Below are 17,383 nucleotides of genomic sequence, written 5' to 3'. Positions count from 1 at the left end.
CCCTACTCTCCCACTTCCATTGGCTCGAAGATCATGGTCACGGTCGTTCCTCCTTCGCCTGTCTTGATGTCGAAAGATCCTCCCAGGCTGTCGATGCGCTCCCGCAACCCCACGAGGCCGAGGCTCGTTGGCCTCACCTCGGTCGGATCGAAGCCGTCGCCGTGATCGCTGACCTCGACACAAACATGGCCGTCGCGCGAGACAGCCTTTATGGCCTGCTGAACGCCGCCGCCGTGGCGGTAAGCGTTATTCAACGCCTCCTGGATGAAGCGATAGATACAGATCTTCACGGCGGGGGGAAGTTCCGGTCCATCTTCGTCGACAATCGTTTCGACATGGCTTTCTGTCTTGTGTTGATGCGCTTCGACGACCCGCGTGACGATCTCGGTGATCGAGGATTTTTCGATCTGCGGAAGCACCAGTCCGCTGCAGATATTGCGGATCTCGGTCATCGCTTCGGCAAGGCTCGAGCGTATCCAGGCAAGCTCCTTTTCGCGCGCTTCGGGCTGGGTGGACGCATTGATCAAGACGTCGCTGTCCAGGCGCAATGAGGCATAGGCGATGTGCTGGGCCGGACCGTCGTGCAGATCGGCACCGATGCTGCGCAAATATGTTTCGTTCAACGCTGCCGCCCGCTGGGAGGCGCGCTGCAGGCGCCGCTGGAGTCCGCGGTTTTCCGCCAGCAGCGCAGACAGTTCGGTGACCCGTTCTTTGAGATCCTTGCGCTGCGCCTCGATCGTGCGGCTACCCCGGAACACCAGAACGGAGAGAACAAGGAAAAAGGTCGCCGTGAGAGCGGCGACGGCGCCCCAGCTCCGGAGCCTGGCATGCGCCAGACTATCGCCCAATCCTTCTGCTGTCTCGTAGAATTCAAGGACGGCGACCGCCTGTCCGGACCATGGCTGGAGCACCGGGTTATAGATCTCCATCAGCGGCTTGCCGAGCGCGCGCTCCTTGTCGCTTTCCGGATCGCTGGCGATTTCGTAGCGCGCGACGAGAGATCCTGCGAATGCCCTCTGCAGCTTGTCGCTGACCGCAAACGTCTTGCCCACCAGCTCCTTCTCGTTCGAATAGAGGATGGTGCCGTCGCTTCGCCACAGCTTGAACGAAACAAGGCGTTTGCCGAGTGCACCCTGACCGAGCGTCTCATCCAGAGCCTGGGCACTCGCGTCGTCCAGCAGTGACTCGGTTTGCATATTGGGAAGTAGCGGCGCGATCACGCTGTCCACGTAAAGCGCCGTCGCAGCCCCCGAATTGTGGATGACGGTTTCCTCTATGAGGTGGCTTACAAAAAAGCCCACCACGAACATGGCGGCAATCGAGATGAGCCCACCCGCGATGAAGAACTGGGAGGCGAGTGAGCGGGCATTCCAGCGGCGAAGCCAATTCATTTTGATACCGGTAAGAGACTGCCCGATTAACCTAACGCGTCTTTAGAGTTTTCCAAACAGCATCAGGGCACATTCCTGGTATCGAACACCTCGGCGCCTGTCACGCTCTGGGTCAACCCGGCGGTATCGCCGGACATGGCTGCGCCGAAGATGTAGAGAAGAGCGGCCAGAACGATAACAAGTGCGAAGACGGACGCGTTACAGGCGTCATTCACTCGGGATCTATGGTTCTGGTTCATGTTCGGATCTCCTTCAATATCGTTCGAAACGGCGCGAGTCCGACGGGCGTTCCACCCCAGGGACTTCGGTCCGACAGGGTTGGGACCAAGGTCTGACCCCCGCCACGGAGTTCGTCCGTGCGGCGGCATGAGCGCGTTCGTCGTCGTCGGTCGCGCTTCGTAACTCCGCTTGGTGTAGGCCAGCGGACCAATCGCGCGACCTTCAAATGGAGTGTCCAAAAGCCCTGTCCGCCAAGGCGTGACGGCTCGCGGACTCAGCTCGTGCGCTGCGCGTAGGAAGGTTCTTGCATCGCGCGGATGACGTGCTGCTCGATCTTGAAGCAGGTCTCGTCGTATTCCCGTACCAGGTTCGAATTGGATGGCCGTCCTCGAAGTGTGTCGCGCGCTTCGACTGCCATCTGGTAGGCCTCGAAGAGCTCGAGCTGCAACGGGTCGCACGCTGCCATGATCAGCGTCCGCATATGCGGCAAACGCATCGCCAGGCGCCGGCGTCCAGCTTCGCGGCGATTGGATCGTGCCATCTCCTTCAGTCTCCTGCCTCCTGCATAATTCCTCAAATCGGCACCGATTTAAGGATAAATTATGCAGCAATTCAAAGTGTTACAGCGTCCTTTACGCGTCTGAAAAGACGCGTGGCGCTGTAAGCCCGTGCGTGGGGTCTTTCGATCCTGAAGTAGCGCCGGCGACGGGCATTGACATGGGTTTGGGACCAAAGGCCGGGGTCTATCAGACTGAGGTCCGGGCCGTGGAACGACCGCGCCCCCAGCTAGTTGGTGTCGCAGCGGTCACGAAGGCCGCCTCGAAACAGAAGGAGGAGAAAATGATCTCCAAGCTTATCGTCGGTGCGGCAACTGCCGCAACCCTGATGTCTGGCGTCGCATTCGCCCAGTCCTCGACCGTCAATGGTGCGGCCGGTGGCGCGGTCACCGGAGCGATCGTCGGTGGCCCCGTTGGCGCTGCTGTCGGCGGCGTTGCCGGCGCGATCGTTGGTACGGCGATCGATCCACCGCCGCAAAAGGTCATCACCTATGTTCGCGAGGCTCCGGCGCCGTCGGCCCGCGTGGTCGTGAAGGAGAAGGTTGTCGTCGGCCAGCCACTGCCGGAGACGGTTGTGGTGACGCCTATACCGGATGACCCGACCTATGCTTATGCGGTGGTCAATGATGAACGTGTCATCGTCGAACCGTCGTCCCGCAAGGTGATCCAGGTTATCAAGTGATCTGATCCTACACGCGGCCTCCGCCGCGTCCTCCATCCGGAAATCATCGCTCAAGTCCGGGAACCGCCGCACGACCGACGGCAGCGTCGTCGTGCGGCCAAAAACTGCCGATGCCCCCGGCGGCGACCTCCGCCGCCGGGGCGCCAGCGAGGAGAGGAACATGATCTATTGTGAAGAGAAATCCGGCGGTCTGGTCTTGCCGCTGATCGTCATCCTGCTGGCAATGGCCGGTATTCTCGCCGTGCTTGTCGTTACCGGCGACCGACATAGCAGTAGTGCCGGCCGCGTCTGGGTTCCACAGGCTCACCAGCAACAGGCTCAGCAGCAGGGGTCGGGACAATGAAAGCCATCGCATCCGTTGCCTTTGGAATCTTAAGCTCGGTCGGGGCTTGCATGGCTGCTGCATCTGTCGCGTCCCACGTCGTCGCGGATTCCGAGCCCCACGCATTCAATGACCTTGCAGCGCGCGATCTCTGGACGACGACGCCAGTGAAAGTCGATCCTCGGCAGCAGCGCTATGAACGAATTGCGCCTCTCTACTCCAGCTATGTTACCGAGGCATCGGCCGTCATCACCGCAAGGGCGAGGCCGGATTCCGCTCGCCCGCCGACTAAACTTCAGCCACCCCAGCCAGAATTTTCAGTCGAGCATCTTGCCTGGTGTGCGGACCGCTACCGCTCTTTCGATCCCGCGACCAACAGCTATCGATCCTATAGCGGCGGGACCCGCGAGTGCATTTCGCCGTTCCAGCGGATTGTCGCCGGGGCCGATGAAGGCGTCGGCACGAAAGTGAATGCACAGGCGGCAGCCCGGTGCGCCGCTCGCTACAGATCGTATCGGCCGCAAGACAATACATATCAACCATGGGAAGGACCGCGGCGTAGCTGCGACATGTCGGATCTCGTTGCGACGAGTAACTGATGTGGTCGCACGGTGCGGACCCGATTGCACCACCTGGTCAGTCGGACTAAAGTCCGTGTTGCAAACGCTACGGTTGTGATACGTGGTTGCATTCAGAGCTTGGAGAGCGGGGATGGCGACGGCGCTGATAACGGCAATCCAGCAGGCACAGACAAGGCTTCCGCTCTTGAGCCGGGCGGACCGGGGAGCCCTTATCGTTCGCATCCTCCGCGAGCTGAAGACGCATCGGCGGGAAGTTCTCGGACATGTGCCGGCCGAGCGCTGCGTTTGGATCGACAGGCTGATCGCGTCCGTGTCCTCCGCCATATCCGAAATCGCCAACATGCAGGACGCCGAGTTCAATCGTGTCTTGAACGAATTCGAAAAGCTTATGGCCACGCTCGATGACATTTCGCATGCCGAGAAGCGGTCGAAGACAGTTCACTGAGAGGGTCACCAGCGGGCGGCCAAATGAGCGCCTCACCGGAAGCGATCCCTGCGCATCAGCGTTTTCCTTAAGGGCGCCGTAAAAAAGAGGATGAACATCGTCAGGCTCGATGGCGCAAGGCGTCGACGAGCGCCACGAAAGCCGGAGAGGATTGCCTTCTGCTGGGATAGTAGAGATGGTAGCCATCCCAGTGTGGGGAAAAGGCTTCCAGCACGCGTCTCAGACGGCCTTCCGCGATATGAGGTAGCGCGACGTCTTCCGGGACGTATGCCAGGCCAAGTCCGTCGAGTGCGGCTTCCACACTCTGATAGGAGTTGTTGAAGGCAAGCTGTCCCTCCACCTTGATCCTGATCTCTTTCCCGTTGTCTTCGAACTCCCATGCCCAGAAACCGCCATATGTGGGCAGGCGCTGGTTGATGCAGTTGTGGCGGACGAGGTCCTGCGGATGCTCCGGAACCCCCTTGCCGTCGAAATATGAGGGCGCGCCGACGACGGCAAAGGGGAAATCAGGCCCGATGCGTGTCGAGATCATGTCTTTCGCCACCTGCTCCCCCATCCGGACGCCGCCGTCGAAGCGCTCGGTCACGATGTCAGACAGCCCGTTTTCGCGTATCAGCTCCACCTTGATGTCAGGGTTGTTCGGTAGGAAGCGCTGGAGTTTCGGCCAGATGATCCACCTTATTGCGTGGTCTGATGCCGTGATGCGGAGGTTCCCGGCCGGCTTTTCCCTGAATTCGGTGAGGGTTTCAAGTTGCGCCTCGATCTCGTCGAAATGAGGCCCCACGCCTTGGAACAACCGCTCTCCGGCGTCGGTGAGCGAAACGGCCCGCGTGGTACGGGTCAGCAGCCGGATTCCGAGCCGCGTCTCGAGCTGGCGGACAACGTGGCTGAGCGCCGATTGAGACACGCCCAGTTTCGCAGCTGCTCGCGTAAAGCTCTTCTCTCGGGCAACCGCCAGAAAAGCCATCAGGTCATTGACGCTCTCGCGCGGCATTCACGAGCTCCTTCGGATCGAATGGCCGTTGTACTGAATTTGCTGAGGCTGGACATTGAAATCATCGTGAACACCCGCCTGGCTCTGTTTGCACTGGAACAAGTTGCGCCGCCGGCCATTTGTCGTCCATGAAAACAGCCCTGCCGATGTCGCTGCTCGCTCTGGCCTTCTCCGTTGGCGGTGCCGCCGCGCGGGAACTCCGACCCGAAGACATCAATACCGTGTCGATTGCGTCCATCGGGACTGAGAAATCTGGGCCGGGAGATCCTGACCCGGCGATCGTCCGTCTTCAGGTTCTGCTCGACCTCGCAGGATCGTCTCCCGGCGTGATCGATGGCCTCGCCGGCGAAAACGTCGACAAGGCCGTGGCCGGCTTCGAGGCGATGAACAATCTGCCTGTCGACGGGAGGCTGGATCCTGAGGTCGCCTCCCGCCTGGAAGGCAATGCTCCTATCGTTGAGAGTTATGTCGTCTCGGCAGAGGATGCCGCGGGTCTCGTTGACGAGATCCCTGAAGACTATGGCGAGAAGGCAAAGATGCGGAGCTTGGGATATACGAGCGTTGCGGAGAAGCTATCCGAGCGGTTCCACATGGGGATCGATCTCGTGCATGCGCTCAACCCGGCTTCACAGTTTGCTCCTGGCGACACGGTGTGGGTTGTGAACCCCGGTCCTCCAAGGGAAGGAAAGGCCAAGAGGATCGAGGCTGACAGGAAGACGGGGCAGGTGCTCGCCTATGCCGCGGATGGATCGCTGCTTGCAGTCTATCCCGCAACGATCGGAAGCGAAGACAATCCGTCGCCGTCAGGCAAGCACAAGGTCAAGGGCGTCGCGCGGATGCCGGTCTACAGATATGACCCGAAGCGCAACTTCAAGCAGGGAAAGAACAACACGGTCCTGACGATCCCGAAAGGGCCGAACGGTCCTGTTGGCACGGTCTGGATCGACCTGACCGAGCCCACCTATGGGATACATGGGACACCGGAGCCGAAGCTCATCGACAAGGTGGGATCGCATGGCTGCGTGCGGCTGACGAACTGGGATGCCGAAGAGTTGGCGGCTATGGTCAAGCCAGGGGTCGTGGTGGACTTCGTCAATCGAAGTTCAGCCACGCCGAAATGAGGGGGAAGATATTGAAAATCCCACTCTTCTCTGCTTCTCACTGACGACTTCCTGCTCAGCGCCTGCGCATAGGCCGTGCCGCCTGCTGATCAGTTTGCTTGAGTCTTGTATGCAGCATCTTGCCGAACTGAAGCGACTCCCTTTACCGCGCGAAGCGCATCGAGCGCATCAGGATTGACAGTACCGTTGACAATCATGAAGCGCTCGTGGCTTTGCACCTGTTCGAGGCCTTGCGACTTCAAGTCGCCGACGACCTCTCCCAAACTGCGGGCCTCGTTTTTGTCGATCCGAATGGTAACTTCAATCTTATCGGTCGTCATACCTCGCCGCTTCCTCTTGCCTGGAGCAGGCCCTTGCCAACATCCCTAGCAGAGGAAGATAGAGGCTTTGTAAGCTGAATCAAGCGCGCCCATAGCGCCCATCCGCGAAACTTCGGATCAGACTGAGCAATAAGAGCCGCAACGCCGGCAACATGTGGGGTCGCCATGCTGGTGCCATCCCACCGGTCATACTTGTCATCGGGCAAGCTCGAAAATATATCGACGCCAGGAGCGGCAATGTCCACTTCCTGACCAGGATTCAAACCGCCGCATGAGAACGATGCCGGCGCGAAGGAGCGATCCACGGCGCTGACTCCCAGGATGGTGGACGCGTTGGCCGGAGAACCAACTGGATTAATCTGTTGAGGACGAGTACTTTCGTTCCCAGCGGCGGCAACAACTAAAGTTCCCGCATCTAAACATACCTGCCCAATTTGCTCGTAGTCGTCACTTGGCGCATCTCCAATTTGCGTTGCAGCGCCTAACGACATCGAAATAACATGGCAACCTTCATCCAGCGCCCATTCCATGCCGGCAATGATCGACCGGTCGGTACCGAAGCCATCGTCGCCCAGCACCTTTCCAGCATAGATTTCCGCCTCATAGGCGACGCCGTAACGTGGGCCGCTGGTCGGTCGTAATGGACCGCATGCCGTACCGATGCAATGCGTTCCGTGACCGTGAACGTCGCCTTCGGAACTACGTGTTGCAAAGAGCTTCTTGGTGACTGAACGGCCGACAAAATCCTGATGAGTTTCGTCAAATCCGGTGTCCAGTACTGCTACCTTGATGCCGGCCCCGCTCAGCTCACCTTCGATAGCCCTGACAGCCTGCAGTCCCCAGGTGTTGCCGGTCTCGTCAAAGGCGGCCCGGGCGACAAGCCCCTCTGCCCCCTTTTTGCCCAATAAGCGATCGACCAGTTCGTTCACGGCGTCACGATAGCCGAGCAGGTAATCACGGTCCAAAGGGGATGCAACGCCGCCCACCGTTGCCTGTGCGAGGTCTAGCCGCTTCGTCAGCGGGCCGCCGAGGGCACGATAGGATCGCTCCGGCCGAGCCGCGCTGACGACCTTCCGCTGCATGGCATTTTGCAACATGGGCTTCAGTCTCTCGCCGTCCCGGCGCACAATTGCGATTCCGAAACGTTCGAAGTACTGAACATCAGCGCCATCGAAATCATTTGGCACCGCCACGGCGCTGCGAAAATCTTTGGACGACGCGACACGGAAGCCACCTTTTTCGAGTTGCTGTACACCCTCGCTCCTTGCTTTGGGTGTAAATCGCACCACCATACCAAGACCCGATGTGCCGTCGCCCGGTGCGTTGACCCTGCCTCGCGTTGATTTCGCCATGATACCAACTCTCCCCCATCTTTCACGGTTTGAAAGCAATACAAAAGCCGCAAGCTCGGTGCGGCATACCCGTTAATCGAACCGAAACTCGCGGTCGGGACAGCGGCGGCCCCGCAGGTAGATCGATGCGGATTGACTAGATGTTTTTTCCGCTGACTTGCCGCGAGAACACAAAGCTTCGCCAACCGAAAATTGGAGCGTTCGGCAGGCAAGCATAATAAATTGTACCTTGTAGGTCGATTTCGGGATGTACTTCCCCTGGCCGAAATCTCGGCGGCAAATATACATCTTATTGTTGAGTTGGCAAATGAAAATTCTAGCGGTCGTTCGCCGGAGTTTCATTGCTTTTCAGGTAACCTATACTTCTACATCTCCTCCCCATTGTATTTCCTCGCTATTTTTGTGCCTGAGGCGGCTCTGTCCGATTATCGATACTGCCGTGCAATAACGGACTTGCCGCGAAAAGCGCCGGCGATACCGGCAATGGCACCGCTTATAGCGAGGCGCCAACCGCGGGGCAGGGAATACGATGCGCAAAAAACGAGTGCGCTGAATCCGCACAGACATCGACTGAGCTTTACCGGTAATTTACCAACTTTAAGATGAATAATAGCCCAATATGATTAGTTGACTTCGCGTTCTAGGTGTATGAATTATCCCGCGGGCTGGAAAACGGAGGGTGTTGCCAATGGCAATCGTTTTTCAATCGCACGGGGGTGCGGAGAAAGAGCGCGCAGTTCCAGGGCCGAGCATTCGGGCCGGGCGGCCAGCGACGGGTGACGTCGCGGTCGATGAAGAAGCTGACTTCGGTTATTTCGTACCGCCATTAGATGCGCCAGAGAATTACCTTCCCAACACGGCGGAAACGCTTGGGGAGCTCGATGAGCTCGGCGAAATGATGATCGATGTTGTCGCGACGCCGACGAGCGAGGATCCGACGGAAGATTCCACGCTCCCGCCTGTCTTCACATATTGGGGACAATTCCTGGATCACGAGCTGACGGCCCGAACTGATCGCGAAGGGGCGATCTCGAGCATGGTCAACGCACACCCGCCTGTCGCCTCGTCGACAGTGGAGAGTCAGTTCAGGAATGCTCGCTCGCCCCGCTTCGATCTGGATAGTGTCTACGGCGGATCTGCCGTCGGCGAGGGGATCGATGCAGATGTTGTCAAAGTGATCTCCGGCCTTCGCCACCCGACGCTGACAAACAAAATGCGTGTCGGGACAGCCGTCGATCCGGGGCCGCTTCCAGACAACCTCGACGAACATCGCGACCTTCCTCGTTACGGCCAGGTCCAGTCGTCTGTCCGGGAGGCGGCTTTACGTCTGGCTCAGGCGGCGATGACTCCCGAGGCGTTTCAGAAATTCTCCGATAGCTTGCCCCAGCGGGCGATAATCGGGGATAATCGCAACGATGAAAATCTCGTCGTCGCGCAGTTCCATCTGAGCTTTCTCCGGTTCCATAACAAGGCCGTCGACTATCTTGCATCGCATGATACGGGCTGGATCGCCGATTTCAGCTCAGCGCAGGCTCTGACAAGACTCCATTACCAATGGTTGATTGTAGAAGGATATCTCAAGGGCGTTTGCGATCCGGTTGTGGTGGACCGCGTCGTCAAGGATCGGGCATCTCATTTCTTCAAATTCAGAGCCGAGTTCGATGCCCGGAGGCAGAATACCCGGCTCGGCAATGCTCTGCCGTTGGAGTTCTCCACCGCAGCCTATCGGTTCGGTCATTCCATGGTCAGAACCTTCTATGACTACAACAAGAACTTTGGGCGGCCGGGCACAGGTATTCTACCGCGCGCCACCTTGAGGTTGCTTTTCGAGTTCACCGGCGGCGGCGGCAGGCTGGATGACGAGAAGAAGCTGCCCAAGAATTGGATAATCGACTGGACGCGCTTTACGGGAGCCGATCCCCATGATGCGAGCGATGGGGAGCCGGCCCGTCTTGCCAGGAGGATCGATACGGAACTTGCTCCGCCATTGCATACGCTGTTCAAGGAAGGCGAAGACCAGGCCGACCAACAGCTCAAGGAGTTGTTCAAGAACCTGGCAAGGCGGAACCTTCGTCGGGGCTACAATCTCAGGCTCCCGACGGGTCAGGCTTTACACAAGCATCTCAACCAGACTGGCGCGGTGCAGTCCTCGCCGATCCAAGATGTTTCAGCATTGTTCGCCGCGAAGCCCGATCTGAAGAACTTCCTCGCCGGCACTGCATCGCGTTTCCACGAACGTACACCGCTCTGGTTCTACATTCTGGCCGAAGCCGAGGCTGCAGGCGGAAATCGATTGGGCGAAGTCGGGAGCTGTCTCGTGGCGTCGACCTTCGTGGGCGTGCTGCTTGCGGATCCGGACTCGGCTCTTTCGCGTGGGTTCACGCCCAGTCAGAGCCCTCTCAAGATGCCGGACAACTCACCGATCGACTCGATCGCCAAGTGGATGCGGTTCGCGGCGGTCATGCAATAGTGCTCGCAAGACTGTTGCCTCGCCGCACCGCGGCGAGGCAAAACGCCCTATCATCGGGGTTCACGAAGCCTTGGCTTCGAAAGCGGGGGCGAAATCACCCAGTGATTTTGCCTTGAGGATGGTGGCCTCGATATCCTGCTCCACGATCGCTTCCAGATCGGCGAAGCTGTCGATGACATAGTAGATTGGCTGGAGGATATCGATCCGGTAGGGCGTCCTCAGCACGCTCAGCAGATCGAACGGCCGGAATTCGCACGCCTTGCCTTCCATTGCTGCCTTCGCTTCGCTGGGCGATGAGACGATGCCCGCACCGAAGCAGCGGCGACCTTGCGGCGTATTGATCAGGCCGAATTCGACGGTGAACCAGAAGATCCGGAACAGGTGCCATGAATAGCCCTTGCCGAGGCGGACGGCCGTTTCGCCGAAATGCCGGACGAAATTGGCATAGCTCTGGTTGGTCAGCATGGGGCAGTGGCCGAAGACCTCGTGGAACAGATCCGGTTCCTCGATATAGTCGATATGCTCGCGACGGCGCAGGAAGGTTGCGAGCGGGAATTTGCCTTGCGACAGAAGCTCATAAAAGCGCGAGGGCGCAATGAGCGCCGGCACGCCTTCGACGCCGAAGCCGGTTGTCTCATTCAGGCGTCTGTTCACGTCGAGAAGCTGAGGCACCTTACCCGGCTTCAGCCCCAGCATTTTGACGCCGCCCAGATATTCGCGGCAGGCGGTATCCGCGAGCAGCTTCATCTGACGCCGATAAAGTTCGCCCCAGATCGCATCTTCATCCGGGGTGTAGTCATAGAGACCGTCCGGGCCGGGTAATTTGGCGGTGTAGCTGCTTTCTTTGGTCATAAGCTCATCCTCCCAGATGCGGCGATATTCCTCCAATTATCCCCCGTCTCAGCTGGATTTTCTTTTCTTTCGTGCCGGAAATTGCCATAGTGATGGCAAATATTCTCGGAAGCGACGCAGAAAATGAAAGAACCTGGGAATTTCCGCCGCAAGCTTCTGCAGCTTGTCCAGGCCGACGGCAGCCTTTCGCTGGCCGACCTGGCGGAAAAGGCCGGCATGTCGCAAAGTTCGGCATGGCGGAAGATCCAAGAGCTGGAAGCCGACGGCGTCATCCGCAAGCGCGTGACGCTGCTCGATCCTGGAAAACTCGATCTCAAGCTCTGCGTCATCGCGCATGTGACGCTGGAGGATCACCACGAAGAGGCGGTCGCATCTTTCGCTTCGGTGGTACTGGAGCGGCCGGAGATCATGGAATGCTACGCCCTGTCAGGCGCCTTCGATTACATGCTGAAGATAAGGGCAAGCGACGTGGAAAGCTACGAAGCCTTCATGACCCGCTATCTCATGCGCAACCCGCATGTGCGCACGGTGGTCTCGAGCTTCGTGCTGCGCGAGCTGAAATTCTCGACCGAACTGCCGATCTGATTAAGATATCTGCGCAGGGCGATGCTGTCGGCATCATTGTCGCGCTGTCGCCATGTCAATGGCCCGGCATCGTCACCGGAAAGCCCTCGAATGTCTTCAGCGTGTCGAGGACAATTGATGTCTTCACGTGCTGCACCGACTCGTGGGGCAACAGCACGTCGTTGACGAATTTGGAGAGGTCGGCGAGGCCGCGGGTCGCGACCGTCAGGTGATAATCCATTTCACCGGTTAGCGCATAGGCTTCGAGAACTTCCGGCAACCCGTTGATCAGCTGCGAAAATCGGCGGGCATTGTCTCTATTATGGGTCGCAAGCGTCACGGAGATGACCACCAGCATATCGAGACCCAGCTTCTGCCGATTGAGGTAAGCGCGGTAGCTGCGAATATACCCTTCAGCCTCCAGTCTTGTCCGCCGGCGCGAGCATTGCGACGGTGAAAGCGCAATCCGCTCGCCCAATTCGTTGTTCGTCAGCCTGCCGTCCTTTTGAAGTTCCTGGAGCAGACGCAAATCCAATTTATCGAGCGGCTCATCCATTGCACCAAATCTCCAAAACACTCACGGATCGTGCATAATCTCCTCCTGAAGCATAAAGAATGCAAGAACTTTGCACGCGTTTTGGGCCACACTTTGCATATCAAATGCAATCTCCTCTGGAGGAAAGAAAATGGGTCCTTTCCCGCATGACGCGCCGCCCTCGGAAATCACCGCCGACAATCCGGCCGGCACCGACGGCTTCGAATTCGTCGAGTTCGCCCATCCTGAGCCCGAGACGCTGCGCGAGCTCTTCACACGCATGGGCTATGTTGCGGTCGCCAAGCACAAGACGAAAGACATCACCGTCTGGCGCCAGGGTGATATCAACTATGTCCTGAACGCCGAACCCGGCAGTCATGCCGCGCGTTTCGTCGCAAATCATGGTCCCTGCGCCCCATCGATGGCCTGGCGCGTCGTCGACGCCAAGCACGCCTTCGACCAAGCGGTGTCAAAAGGCGCTGTTCCCTATGAAGGGGACGACAAGACGCTCGACGTCCCGGCGATTGTCGGCATTGGCGGCTCGCTGCTCTATTTCGTCGAGACCTATGGGGCAAAGGGATCGGTTTACGATGCCGAGTTCGATTGGCTAGGCGAGCGCAACCCGCGGCCCGACGGGATCGGTTTCTACTATCTCGACCATCTCACCCACAACGTCTTCCGCGGCAATATGGACAAGTGGTGGGATTTTTACCGCAACCTGTTCAATTTCAAGCAGATCCACTTCTTCGATATCGATGGGCGCATCACCGGTCTGGTGAGCCGCGCCATCACCTCGTCCTGCGGGAAAATCCGCATTCCGCTGAATGAATCGAAGGACGACACCAGCCAGATCGAGGAATATCTGAAGAAGTACAAGGGTGAGGGCATCCAGCACATTGCCGTTGGAACGGAGGATATTTACGACGCCACCGACAGGCTGGCCGACAACGGCCTGCGCTTCATGCCGGGTCCGCCGGAGACCTATTACGACATGTCCTATGAACGCGTGAACGGCCATAGTGAACCTGTCGAACGCATGAAGAAACACGGCATCCTCATCGATGGCGAAGGTGTGGTGAATGGCGGCATGACGAAAATCCTGCTGCAGATCTTCTCCAAGACCGTCATCGGCCCGATCTTCTTCGAATTCATCCAACGCAAGGGCGACGAAGGCTTCGGCGAAGGCAATTTCCGGGCGCTTTTCGAGTCGATCGAGGCCGATCAGATCAAGCGTGGTGTCATCGGGACTGCAGCGGAGTAAACTCACTAGCGCCGCGCATCTTTCAGACGCGCGGCGCTGGAGTGTTCGGGGAGGAGTGAGCATGGACCAGACATCGATCCAGACGTCGGATGGTGAAGCCGCGACGGCAAACACGCTGAAATATATGCCGGGGTTCGGCAATGACTTCGAAACCGAGTCGCTCCCCGGCGCCTTGCCGCAGGGCCAGAACAGCCCGCAAAAATGCAACTATGGTCTTTATGCGGAGCAGCTTTCCGGCTCGCCGTTCACCGCGCCGCGCGGGACCAACGAAAGGTCCTGGCTTTACCGCATCCGCCCGAGCGTGCGCCACACCCGCCGCTTCTCCAACGCGTCCTATCCCCTCTGGAAAACCGCGCCGTGTCTCGACGAACATTCGCTTCCTCTCGGCCAGCTTCGCTGGGATCCCATCCCCGCACCCGCTGAGAGACTGACGTTCCTTGAAGGGGTGCGGACCATCACGACGGCAGGCGATGCCACCACCCAGGTGGGCATGTCCGCCCATGCCTATGTCTTCAATGAGGACATGGTCGACGATTACTTCTTCGATGCCGATGGTGAATTGCTGATCGTGCCGCAGCTCGGCGCCATCAGAGTGTTCACCGAAATGGGCATCATGGACGTCGAGCCCCTGGAAATATGCCTGATCCCGCGCGGCATGATGTTCAAGATTCTGAAGAGCGGCGAGCAGACGGTCTGGCGTGGCTATATCTGCGAGAACTACGGCGCGAAATTCACCCTGCCGGACCGCGGCCCGATCGGCGCCAACTGCCTGGCAAATCCGCGCGACTTCAAGACACCTGTCGCCGCTTTCGAGGATAAGGAAACGCCGTGCCGCGTCCATGTGAAGTGGTGCGGAAAATTTTATGTCACCGAGATCGGCCACTCGCCCCTCGATGTGGTTGCCTGGCACGGCAATTACGCGCCTTACAAATACGACTTGCGGACATTTTCTCCGGTCGGCGCCATCCGCTTCGATCATCCCGATCCGTCGATTTTTTCGGTACTGACCGCGCCGACCGAAGATGCCGGCACCGCGAATGTAGATTTCGTGATCTTTCCGCCGCGCTGGCTGGTCGCCGAGCACACCTTCCGTCCGCCCTGGTATCACCGCAACATCATGAGCGAATTCATGGGCCTGATCCACGGCCAGTATGACGCCAAGGAAGAGGGCTTCGTGCCGGGCGGCATGAGCCTGCACAACATGATGCTTCCCCACGGGCCGGACGCGCTCGCTTTCGAAAAGGCATCCAATACCGAGCTCAAACCCGTGAAGCTCGATCACACCATGGCCTTCATGTTCGAGACCCGGTACCCGCAGCAACTGACGAAATACGCAGCCGAGCTTGAAACGCTGCAGGATAACTACCTGGAATGTTGGGACGGCCTGGAACGCAAGTTCGACGGAACCCCCGGCATCAAATGATGCATCAAGTGACGATCGGCCAAACACCCTCCGGCACGGAATTTCGGACATGAAACTTGCAACGTTAAAAGACTCCACGCGGGACGGCCGGCTCGTCGTCGTTTCCCGCGACCTGACTCGCTGTTCGGAGGTCGGTCACATTGCCCGGACCCTGCAGGCAGCACTCGATGACTGGGCGCATGTGGCTCCCAGGCTCGCGCTCATTGCCGAAGGCCTCGAGACTGGCGCTCAGCCGACGATCCGGTTTCACGAACATGACGCGACGTCACCTTTGCCGCGAGCCTACCAATGGGCCGACGGTTCCGCCTACGTCAACCATGTCGAACTGGTGCGCAAGGCGCGCGGCGCCGAGATGCCGGCGAGCTTCTGGACCGATCCGCTGATCTATCAAGGCGGCTCGGACGCTTTCCTCGCGCCGCGCGATCCCATCCTGGCGGCGGACGAAGCCTATGGCATCGACATGGAGGGGGAGGTCGCCGTCATAACAGGCGACGTCGCCATGGGTTCCAGCCCGGAAGCCGCCCGCAGCGCCATCCGGCTGCTGATGCTCGTCAACGACGTGTCGCTGCGCGGCCTGATCCCGGGCGAACTGGCGAAGGGCTTCGGTTTCTTCCAGTCCAAGCCGGCCTCGGCATTTTCGCCGGTCGCGGTGACGCCGGACGAGCTCGGGGATGCCTGGGATGGCGGCAAGCTGCATCTGCCGCTGCTGGTGAGCTTGAACGGCCGGATCTTCGGCAAGGCCAACGCCGGTATCGACATGACCTTCGATTTCGGCCAACTGATCGCCCATGCCGCCAAAACCCGCAATCTCGCTGCCGGCACGATCATCGGCTCCGGAACGGTGTCCAACAAGCTCAACGGCGGCCCGGGCAAGCCGGTGGAAGGCGGCGGAAGCGGTTACTCCTGTATTGCCGAAATCAGGATGATCGAGGCCATCGAGACCGGATCGCCGAAGACCCCCTTCATGAAGTTCGGCGATCAGCTCCGCATCGAGATGAAGGATCAGGCCGGCCATTCGATCTTCGGGGCGATCGAGCAGACAGTCGAAAAATACAGCGGGGCCGGGCCGCAATGAACGAGGTCGTTCTCTACGACTATTGGAGATCATCGGCGAGCTATCGCGTCCGTATCGCGCTCAACCTCTTGGGCATCGATTACAAAACCGTGCCCATCAACCTGTTGGACGGCGCACACAAGACTCCGGAATATCTGGCCCTCAACCCGCAGGGTCTGGTGCCGACATTGGTGATCGACGGAAAAACACTGACCCAGTCGCTGGCGATCGTCGAATACCTCGCCGAGCTACGGCCGGAATGCGGATTGCTGCCACCGGACATTGCCGATCGCCAGAAAGTCCGCGCCCTCGCATATGCGATCGCCATGGACATCCATCCGATCTGCAACCTGCATGTCGTGTCGCATCTCATGAGCATGACCGAGAAGGCCGATGCTCGCGAGGAATGGATGAAGCATTTCATCAGCGACGGACTGGGCAAACTGGAAGCCATGATCGGTAAAGCCGATGGCGCATTCAGCTTTGGAAATACGCCGACGATGGCCGACCTCTGTCTTGTTCCCCAAGTCTACAATGCCCGCCGCTGGGGCATTGAGTTGACCGCTTTCAAGCGCATCGTCGACATCGACGGCAGATGCGTCGAGCTGCCCGCCTTCCAGGCGGCGCATCCCGACCGCGTGAAACCGTAACGGCAGAGCCGGACCCGGGACGAAATTCGAAGAAGCGTTTCCTTCTTCCTGCGGCTCTCGCATCCATGGCCGGCACACATCAGATCGCGTGGACTGGGATCTCACGATCGCGGCGAGGAACCGACGTTTACCTTGTATCAACACTCCTGATTGTGCCGCTTGCCAGAAGATTGCCCCTTGTGCATTGATCGGATGCTGTTGGGGTAGGTCTGAAATGTTCTCGTCAAAGCTGTTGATCGTCGCACCCGTGATGGACACGGGCTTGGTCGCATTGAAGCTCACGGGCTCATCGCAAAGGATTCCGACGATCACCCTCGGGAATGCATACGTGCGCAAGATATGCTGCAAGTGACGACAGGAGAAATACGTGCTCGAAGGCTGGGGTAGAATGCGGAAATCCCTCTCATTCATATCGTTGCTGCTGGCGTTCGTCGTCCTGGCCGGAGAGGGGCATGCGGCAATTTCCTACCAACGTCTCGACGGAGCGCCGGGGGAGCGCGGCCTTGCGATAAAGGGTGCGTTTGAAATCTCCGACGATCCGAAGATGCTTGTCGACGTCCATTTGTCTCAAACCCCCAAAAAACGCGATA

Annotated in this window: 20 protein-coding genes; 11 read left to right on the top strand and 9 right to left on the bottom strand. The window is 59.0% G+C overall.

What is annotated here, in order from left to right:
• Positions 1-2: 2 nt before the first annotated feature.
• From G9X67_RS15080 to G9X67_RS15070, 3 genes are all read right to left on the bottom strand, one after another.
• Positions 3-1,391, bottom strand: coding sequence for a sensor histidine kinase (locus G9X67_RS15080; protein WP_171599034.1), 1,389 nt, complete (start codon positions 1,389-1,391; stop codon positions 3-5).
• A gap of 62 nt (positions 1,392-1,453) precedes the next feature.
• Positions 1,454-1,630 (bottom strand): hypothetical protein, encoded by a 177-nt coding sequence (locus G9X67_RS15075; RefSeq protein WP_171599033.1) that lies wholly within the window; start codon positions 1,628-1,630, stop codon positions 1,454-1,456.
• A gap of 254 nt (positions 1,631-1,884) precedes the next feature.
• Positions 1,885-2,151 carry a hypothetical protein gene (locus G9X67_RS15070; protein ID WP_129420623.1) on the bottom strand — a complete coding sequence of 89 codons (267 nt, stop codon included), beginning with the start codon at positions 2,149-2,151 and terminating at the stop codon, positions 1,885-1,887.
• A 299-nt stretch (positions 2,152-2,450) separates the two neighbouring features.
• On the opposite strand from G9X67_RS15070, the gene G9X67_RS15065 reads away from it, so the two are divergent.
• The 4 genes from G9X67_RS15065 (at position 2,451) to G9X67_RS15050 (ending at position 4,197) form a co-directional block, all read left to right on the top strand.
• Complete coding sequence (locus G9X67_RS15065) at positions 2,451-2,849, top strand: DUF1236 domain-containing protein (protein WP_138329982.1); 399 nt, start codon at positions 2,451-2,453, stop codon at positions 2,847-2,849.
• Positions 2,850-3,009: 160 nt separating this feature from the next.
• The gene (locus G9X67_RS15060; protein WP_138329981.1) at positions 3,010-3,192 is read left to right on the top strand and encodes a hypothetical protein; all 183 of its coding nucleotides are present in this window, start codon (positions 3,010-3,012) and stop codon (positions 3,190-3,192) included.
• The gene (locus G9X67_RS15055) at positions 3,189-3,770 is read left to right on the top strand and encodes a BA14K family protein (protein ID WP_138329979.1); all 582 of its coding nucleotides are present in this window, start codon (positions 3,189-3,191) and stop codon (positions 3,768-3,770) included. The genes G9X67_RS15060 and G9X67_RS15055 overlap by 4 nt, the downstream gene beginning before the upstream one ends.
• Before the next feature lie 112 nt (positions 3,771-3,882).
• A complete protein-coding gene (locus tag G9X67_RS15050) occupies positions 3,883-4,197 on the top strand; it encodes a hypothetical protein (protein WP_138329977.1) in 315 nt (104 codons plus the stop codon).
• A 100-nt stretch (positions 4,198-4,297) separates the two neighbouring features.
• Here the strand turns inward: G9X67_RS15050 and G9X67_RS15045 are convergent, their stop codons facing one another.
• Positions 4,298-5,191, bottom strand: coding sequence for a LysR family transcriptional regulator (locus G9X67_RS15045; protein WP_138329975.1), 894 nt, complete (start codon positions 5,189-5,191; stop codon positions 4,298-4,300).
• A 119-nt stretch (positions 5,192-5,310) separates the two neighbouring features.
• Here G9X67_RS15045 and G9X67_RS15040 point away from each other — a divergent pair, with 119 nt between their 5' ends.
• On the top strand, positions 5,311-6,312 hold the full coding sequence (locus G9X67_RS15040) for a L,D-transpeptidase (RefSeq protein ID WP_171599032.1): 1,002 nt from the start codon (positions 5,311-5,313) through the stop codon (positions 6,310-6,312).
• Positions 6,313-6,401: 89 nt separating this feature from the next.
• On the opposite strand, the gene G9X67_RS15035 is transcribed toward G9X67_RS15040, so the two are convergent.
• Positions 6,402-6,632, bottom strand: coding sequence for a hypothetical protein (locus tag G9X67_RS15035; protein WP_017960086.1), 231 nt, complete (start codon positions 6,630-6,632; stop codon positions 6,402-6,404).
• A complete protein-coding gene (locus G9X67_RS15030; RefSeq protein WP_138329972.1) occupies positions 6,629-7,984 on the bottom strand; it encodes a S8 family serine peptidase in 1,356 nt (451 codons plus the stop codon). The genes G9X67_RS15035 and G9X67_RS15030 overlap by 4 nt, the downstream gene beginning before the upstream one ends.
• 688 nt (positions 7,985-8,672) lie before the next feature.
• Here G9X67_RS15030 and G9X67_RS15025 point away from each other — a divergent pair.
• Positions 8,673-10,454, top strand: coding sequence for a heme peroxidase family protein (locus G9X67_RS15025; protein ID WP_138329970.1), 1,782 nt, complete (start codon positions 8,673-8,675; stop codon positions 10,452-10,454).
• Between the two features lie 60 nt (positions 10,455-10,514).
• Here G9X67_RS15025 and G9X67_RS15020 read toward each other — a convergent pair whose 3' ends face one another.
• Positions 10,515-11,306: a phenylalanine 4-monooxygenase gene (locus G9X67_RS15020; RefSeq protein WP_171599031.1), complete on the bottom strand. Its 792-nt coding sequence runs from the start codon at positions 11,304-11,306 to the stop codon at positions 10,515-10,517.
• A 123-nt stretch (positions 11,307-11,429) separates the two neighbouring features.
• On the opposite strand from G9X67_RS15020, the gene G9X67_RS15015 reads away from it, so the two are divergent.
• Positions 11,430-11,891: an Lrp/AsnC family transcriptional regulator gene (locus tag G9X67_RS15015; RefSeq protein ID WP_131663815.1), complete on the top strand. Its 462-nt coding sequence runs from the start codon at positions 11,430-11,432 to the stop codon at positions 11,889-11,891.
• A gap of 55 nt (positions 11,892-11,946) precedes the next feature.
• On the opposite strand, the gene G9X67_RS15010 is transcribed toward G9X67_RS15015, so the two are convergent.
• Entirely contained in the window at positions 11,947-12,426 is a 480-nt protein-coding gene (locus tag G9X67_RS15010) for an Lrp/AsnC family transcriptional regulator (protein ID WP_171599030.1), read from the bottom strand.
• A 130-nt stretch (positions 12,427-12,556) separates the two neighbouring features.
• Here G9X67_RS15010 and hppD point away from each other — a divergent pair, with 130 nt between their 5' ends.
• From hppD to maiA, 4 genes are all read left to right on the top strand, one after another.
• The gene (hppD, locus tag G9X67_RS15005) at positions 12,557-13,666 is read left to right on the top strand and encodes a 4-hydroxyphenylpyruvate dioxygenase (RefSeq protein ID WP_171599029.1); all 1,110 of its coding nucleotides are present in this window, start codon (positions 12,557-12,559) and stop codon (positions 13,664-13,666) included.
• 61 nt (positions 13,667-13,727) lie between these two features.
• Positions 13,728-15,089, top strand: a complete 1,362-nt coding sequence (gene hmgA, locus G9X67_RS15000; protein WP_171599028.1) for a homogentisate 1,2-dioxygenase — start codon at positions 13,728-13,730, stop codon at positions 15,087-15,089.
• 49 nt (positions 15,090-15,138) lie between these two features.
• A complete protein-coding gene (locus G9X67_RS14995) occupies positions 15,139-16,164 on the top strand; it encodes a fumarylacetoacetate hydrolase family protein (RefSeq protein WP_171599027.1) in 1,026 nt (341 codons plus the stop codon).
• Entirely contained in the window at positions 16,161-16,793 is a 633-nt protein-coding gene (maiA, locus tag G9X67_RS14990) for a maleylacetoacetate isomerase (protein WP_171599026.1), read from the top strand. The genes G9X67_RS14995 and maiA overlap by 4 nt, the downstream gene beginning before the upstream one ends.
• Before the next feature lie 403 nt (positions 16,794-17,196).
• On the opposite strand, the gene G9X67_RS14985 is transcribed toward maiA, so the two are convergent.
• Entirely contained in the window at positions 17,197-17,355 is a 159-nt protein-coding gene (locus G9X67_RS14985; protein ID WP_171599025.1) for a hypothetical protein, read from the bottom strand.
• Positions 17,356-17,383: the final 28 nt, after the last annotated feature.

It is taken from the genome of Rhizobium sp. WYCCWR 11152, assembly GCF_013087615.1.
Classification (GTDB): Bacteria; Pseudomonadota; Alphaproteobacteria; order Rhizobiales; family Rhizobiaceae; genus Rhizobium; species Rhizobium indicum.
The sequence above is the reverse complement of the archived record's forward strand: the minus strand, read 5'-3'. Positions and strand labels throughout refer to the sequence as shown.